The organism is Sodalinema sp. (genome assembly GCF_046483825.1).
GTDB lineage: Bacteria > Cyanobacteriota > Cyanobacteriia > Cyanobacteriales > Geitlerinemataceae > Sodalinema.
In genome coordinates, this window is the sequence record NZ_JAWOCL010000059.1 from 1 (window position 1) to 6193 (window position 6193).

The following is a 6193-nucleotide window of genomic DNA, read 5'->3' on the forward strand; positions in this document are numbered from 1 at the left end:
CTGATGTCGAGATTCCGGCTGTCGCCCCTCATGGACATCCGGTGGGGATTGATGTTGGACTAGAATACTTCCTCTCAACGTCTGATGGAGAACAGGTCAAGCGACCCCGCTTCTTCAATAATCTGCACCGCAAGCTGAGATGGCTGCAACGCAGGCTCAACAAAAAGCAGAAGGGAAGTCATAACTGTCTGAAGCTCCAGAAGAAGATTGCCAGAGTCCATCAACGGATTGCCGATACGCGAAAAGACTGGCATTTCAAATTGGCTCATCACCTTTGCGATGATGCGGGGATGGTTTTCGTGGAAGATTTGGATTTCCGCATTATGGCTAAGGGAATGTTGGGCCAACACACCCTCGATGCTGGACTGGGACAGTTCACAAACCAAATCCTTCCCTGGGTGTGTTGGAAGCGTGATGTGTTTTACGGCAAGGTGGATGCTCGGGCATCGTCTCAAGAGTGTCCGGATTGTGGGGCCGAGGTTCGCAAAGACCTTTCAACCCGGATTCATCACTGCCATAACGGCGGGTCAATCAAACCCCGTGATGTAGCCAGTGGACAAGTTATCGCTGCCCGTGGGCAACGGGTGGTTGAAATGGCCTGTGGAGGGGATGCGGCGGGGGCTGGGGTCACCCAGTCTAGCTGGCACCCGTTGAAGCCCGAAATCTTTGGGGCGACCCAGGGAATCTCCCGGCATACCCGCTCTTGGTTGCAGGGAGAGGATGTCAACGACCGGAAAGCGGGACGCCTTTGCTGTAAAAGCCATGTAGCCTCATGTAGCTTCGATAACCTCTGAAATCTCTGATCCCGACGAACTCCATGCTCTATTTCCAGCACAACCGACCCCCTGAAGCTGACTCAGATGCGATCGCCCCCTCCCTACAAGGGCTAATCACCGAGGACGACGAGGGAACCTTAGTCTTGCTCGATTGGGTGTTCGAGCCGACCGACTCTCAAGCTACACCTCGCCGCCATGAGTCGATCTGGTTCCGAGTTCCCCACCTCGAAGCGGCCAGTCCTCCCACCCCAGTCCACCCCAGTCCACCTCAGGGAGCCGATGGCTCGGTGATCGAGGTCTCAGTTTCCCCCTCCGTCACCGATCAGCGTCCTGACCAGGAACCCGATTGCGGCGAGGCCACCCCCCTCTCCCTTGGCTTGGCCGTTGGCTTAGGGGTTAATCTTTTGGCGTTGCTCGGGGGAGCTTATTTGTTGCAAGCGACAGTTTCCCCGTCGGCGATCGCCCAATGGGACTCCATTCAACCGGTTCAAGAGGCCGATTCGACCCCGGAACAGCAACAACTCGATGGTCAGGCCCGCTCTTGGATTGAGTTGGCCCAACATCGCGCCCAACACCAGGACTTTCGGGGCGCTATCATCGCTCTTGAGCAAATTCCACCGGGTAGCACCTATTATCACCGGCTACAACCGAAGTTACGGGAGTATCGGCAAAAACGGGAGATTCGCGCCAACTGGCTTCTCCAACAGGCCTATAACGCCGCCGCCAATCGGGACTTTACCGAGGCCTTGGGCTATTTACGCATGATTCCTCCAGGAACCGAGGCCCGCGATCGCGCCCTAGAGAAATTGGCCCAATACCAAGAGCAAAAAACCATCCACGCCACCTGGCTCCTGCAACAAGCCTATAACCAAGCGGCGGGGGGCCAATTCCCCGAGGCGATCGCCTATTTGCAGCGAATCCCCGAAGGAACCCCAGTCTATGGGACGGCTCAGGTGAAATTAGCTGAATATCGGTTAAAAGCTCAGACCCAAGCGAATTTAGACGAGATTTCAGCCATTGCGCCCCCGGAACAGAGCTGATGAGAATGGCTCGTCGAGTCCAGGGCGTTTCCCTCAACAACTTTGCAACAAATCATTACAAATTATTGCTGATGTTTGCGCCGCTCTACCCCTATCTTTACAGAGTCCTGGCCCCCATCTTTCCGGATTGTCTCTGGTCAGCGAAGCCAACCCAGCCTCAGGTGGCTCTCACATTTGATGACGGTCCCCATCCCCAGTACACCCCGCCACTGCTCGATGTGTTAGATCAGTTGGGGGTAACGGCCAGTTTTTTCTGGTTGGGGGCCTCAGTGCGTCGCTATCCTGAGATAGCCCGAGCGGTCTTTGAACGGGGTCATTGGCTGGGATTACATGGGGACACGCACCGGGCCTTTCCTCGTCTGAGTTCTCGGGGATTGCAGATGAGTTTAGAGGCGACCCAGGGGGCGATCGCCAACGCCTGCGATCGCCCCCTAGACTGGGTAAAAGCCCAAGTGCGGGATGTGCGACCTCCCAATGGCCTGTTTACCCCCAAAACCCTGCATTTACTTCAATCTTGGCAATATCGTCCGGTAATGTGGAGTGTGGTCCCTGAAGACTGGCGCCGTCCGGGGGTACAACGGGTTTGCGATCGCGTCATGAAGCAAGTTAAACCCGGTTCCCTGATTGTCCTTCATGATGGTTGCTATGGTGGTCAGGACGTGGCGCAAACAACGTTAACGATTGTTGAGCAGCTACAGTCAAAAAATTATCAATTTGTTAACATTCAACAATTATGGCATCTTAAGTCAGGAGTTCAGAGTGGCTAGATGCAAAGAGTTGCGTTAAATTACACCTGAACACCTTTCAACTGAACACCATTGTAGCCAACCCTGATCCGCGATCAGTACACTCGACGTTATGACGCCGTACACTTTTCAAACAGAAAGCTCCTTAAAACAACTAACCAACCTTGACCGAGTTTTTAGGAATCTGACGGCGCTCATCGTCGAGCCGGCCATCACCCCATAGAGGGCATTTTCAATAAAAACGGCTAAAATCAGGGAGGTATTTCCTAACCTTTGTCTCATCCACAGCCACGGCGTCGGTGATTCAACGGTCAGGCGTACCTCAGACATCAATGAAATGGGGTCTAGCTTATCACCAAGTTCAACCGCCCCAAGGATTTTTCCGACAAATCCTGACCCGACACGATCTCAGAGAATTTGAGTTAAGCTAAGAAAGCTTTTCACAACCTATCTAAGATCTGACTGCGAACTGTCTAGCCGAACTTGCGTTAGATCGTTTAAGATTACGCAGGAAATTCCACATCATCATCAGTCGAATCACACCGAGTCAAGAGGAACGCGACATGACCCAGGCGAATAACGTACTTACCATTCAATCCAGCACCCTACCGGGGGTCGGTCGATCGGGCAATGAAATCGATCTACTCATGCAAGATGAAGCTCGACCCGACGAAGCCGTCGTCGAGAACGAGTCTGAAGGCAATTATATCCCCAGTTCCGGCGAAGCCGCCGCCAAACCCGGAAAATCTCGTTCAAAACGCAAAGCTGCCCCCAAGAAAAAACATTACACCGAAGACTCGATTCGCTTGTACCTGCAAGAAATCGGACGTATCCGTCTGTTGCGTGCCGACGAAGAGATTGAACTCGCTCGTCTGATTGAGGATTTACTCTATATCGAGTCTCTGCAAGAAGAGTTCGAAGAAGAGTTCGATCATCTACCCAACGCCGAGGAATGGGCAAAACTCGCCTGGATTGCCGATCCGATTCGAGAACGTCTGACGGAAGAGAAGGGCGAAAAACCCGACACCATCGAAGACGTTTGGCCCCTCGTCCAAGAGGCCTTGAACGATCCTGAAACCACCAAGTCTTGGTCCAAACAGAGTCGTAAATTTAGCAACAGCTTCCGGAGTCGCCTCTACCGCGATCGCCGCGCCAAAGACAAAATGGTGCAGTCGAACCTGCGTTTGGTGGTGTCCATCGCCAAAAAATACATGAATCGGGGACTCTCGTTCCAAGATTTGATTCAAGAGGGTAGTTTGGGCCTGATTCGCGCCGCTGAGAAGTTTGACCACGAAAAAGGCTACAAATTCTCAACCTACGCCACCTGGTGGATTCGTCAGGCGATTACACGGGCCATCGCCGACCAATCCCGCACCATTCGGCTTCCGGTTCACCTCTACGAGACCATCTCCCGCATCAAGAAAACCACCAAACTCCTCTCCCAAGAAATGGGCCGCAAACCCACCGAGGAAGAAATCGCCACTCGCATGGAGATGACCATCGAGAAACTGCGCTTTATTGCCAAATCGGCCCAACTGCCGATTTCTCTGGAAACTCCCATCGGTAAAGAAGAAGATTCTCGCCTGGGAGACTTCATCGAGTCCGATGGCGAAACTCCCGAGGATCAGGTCTCCAAAAGCCTCCTGCGCGAAGATCTCGAAAGTGTCCTCGATACCCTCAGCCCCCGCGAACGGGATGTCTTGCGCCTACGCTATGGCTTGGATGATGGACGCATGAAGACCCTCGAAGAGATTGGACAAATCTTCAATGTGACTCGCGAGCGCATTCGCCAGATTGAAGCCAAGGCCCTGCGGAAATTGCGTCATCCCAATCGCAACAGTATTCTCAAAGAATACATCCGCTAACTCCCCCAATGATCTGACATTCTGACATTCTGACATTCTGATAGAAACAGTGACCCCGCATTCCTTAGGGTGATGCGGGGCTTTGTTTATCTATTCATTCATCTTCATCAATTACGTGCTACCCCTTCCTCTCGTGCGGCCCGCTGTACCGCCGCTGAGACGGCTGTGGCCACCCGCTCATCAAACACCGAGGGGACAATGTATTCCCGGTTGAGTTGAGTCGGCGAAACCAGCGAGGCGATCGCACTGGCGGCTTCAATGTACATATTGATGGTTAAATCCGAGGCCCGACAATCGAGGGCGCCTCGGAAAATGCCGGGAAAGGCCAAGACATTATTAATCTGATTGGCATAGTCACTGCGGCCCGTGGCAATCACCGCCACCTTAGACTCGATTAACTCCGGCTGAATTTCCGGGATGGGGTTGGCCATGGCCATGACGATCGCATCCTGGGCCATGGTGTCCACCATCTCCACCGTCAAGACTCCTGGCACACTCACCCCAATAAACACATCCGCCCCTTTCATCGCATCCGCAAGCGTTCCGCCGCGTTCCACCGCGAAGGCTTGTTTATCGGCTTGTAGATCGCGATCGCGGGAGATAATGCCCTTCGAGTCACAGATCACGATCTCTTGCGCCCCGGACTTTTGCAACAAACGGGCGATGGCCAATCCCGCAGCCCCCGCCCCATTCATGACAATGCGAATCTCCTCTAGGGACTTATTCACCAGGCGCAGGGCATTGATGAGAGCCGCTAGGGTGACAATGGCGGTTCCATGTTGGTCATCATGGAAAATGGGAATATCTGTTTCGGCCCGCAAGCGGCGTTCAATCTCAAAACAGCGCGGTGCAGCAATATCTTCTAAATTCACCCCCCCAAACACCGGTGCAATCCGTTTGACGGTTTCGACAATCTCATCCACATCCTGGGTGTTGAGGCAGATGGGAAACGCATCAATGCCGGCGAACTCCTTAAATAGCATCGCTTTCCCCTCCATGACCGGTAAGGCGGCTTCTGGCCCGAGATTACCCAGTCCTAACACCGCACTGCCGTCCGTGACAATGGCCACCATATTGCCCTTGACGGTGAGATTGTAGACTTGGCTGGGGTCTTCGGCGATCGCATTACAAATTCGTCCCACTCCTGGGGTGTAGGCCATGGCCAGATCCGACTGATGTTTGAGAGGGAGACGGCTTTCGATGCGGATTTTGCCGCCGCGATGTAGGTTGAAGGTGCGATCGTACACCTCCAGTAACTCAATGTCGGCTAACGCTTTCACCGATTGCACAATGCGATCGGCGTGTTCCGTACTCGACGCATCCACCGTCACATCCCGAATTGAGGTATACCGACTCTGTTCAACTAAATCAATTTGCCCAAGATTTCCACCCACCGAGGCGATGGAACCGACGACACCGGCTAACATTCCGGCGCGGTTGGGGAGTCGGAAGCGCAGGGTGAGACTGTAACTAGGATTGGGGGTCAACTCTACCATGATCGTGTTTTGCCGCTGATTTGCAATCTCTCTGTAATAACGCAAAAGCTGCTCGTTGAGAAATGTTTTGTCAACTCCTCACGACTTTGGGGGGAGAAGGGAACAGGGAACAGGGAACACCGGAACAGGGAACAGGGAACAGGGAACACCGGAACAGGGAACAGGAATGATTTAGGGGCGTTCCCTTGGGGGTCGCCCTCTTTCTGCAATTGCTTGATCGCTTAAATATCTAAATCATTGAGATTGAGTTTGGGGCCTTCGCTTTCAATG

At 53.4% G+C, this 6193-nt stretch carries 5 protein-coding genes; 4 read left to right on the top strand and 1 reads right to left on the bottom strand.

Features of this window, described 5'->3' with window-relative positions; genetic code table 11:
- From R6U67_RS03790 to rpoD, 4 genes are all read left to right on the top strand, one after another.
- Nucleotides 1-794 (top strand): RNA-guided endonuclease InsQ/TnpB family protein (locus R6U67_RS03790; protein ID WP_410251321.1); only part of this gene is annotated, 794 nt, incomplete at its 5' end.
- A 23-nt stretch (nucleotides 795-817) separates the two neighbouring features.
- Entirely contained in the window at nucleotides 818-1816 is a 999-nt protein-coding gene (locus tag R6U67_RS03795) for a hypothetical protein (protein ID WP_410251322.1), read from the top strand.
- A 68-nt stretch (nucleotides 1817-1884) separates the two neighbouring features.
- Nucleotides 1885-2583 (top strand): polysaccharide deacetylase family protein, encoded by a 699-nt coding sequence (locus tag R6U67_RS03800; RefSeq protein ID WP_410251325.1) that lies wholly within the window; start codon nucleotides 1885-1887, stop codon nucleotides 2581-2583.
- Nucleotides 2584-3125: 542 nt separating this feature from the next.
- Nucleotides 3126-4427, top strand: coding sequence for an RNA polymerase sigma factor RpoD (gene rpoD / locus R6U67_RS03805; protein WP_410251323.1), 1302 nt, complete (start codon nucleotides 3126-3128; stop codon nucleotides 4425-4427).
- Between the two features lie 107 nt (nucleotides 4428-4534).
- On the opposite strand, the gene R6U67_RS03810 is transcribed toward rpoD, so the two are convergent.
- The gene (locus R6U67_RS03810; RefSeq protein ID WP_410251324.1) at nucleotides 4535-5923 is read right to left on the bottom strand and encodes an NAD-dependent malic enzyme; all 1389 of its coding nucleotides are present in this window, start codon (nucleotides 5921-5923) and stop codon (nucleotides 4535-4537) included.
- Between the last annotated feature and the right edge of the window lie 270 nt (nucleotides 5924-6193).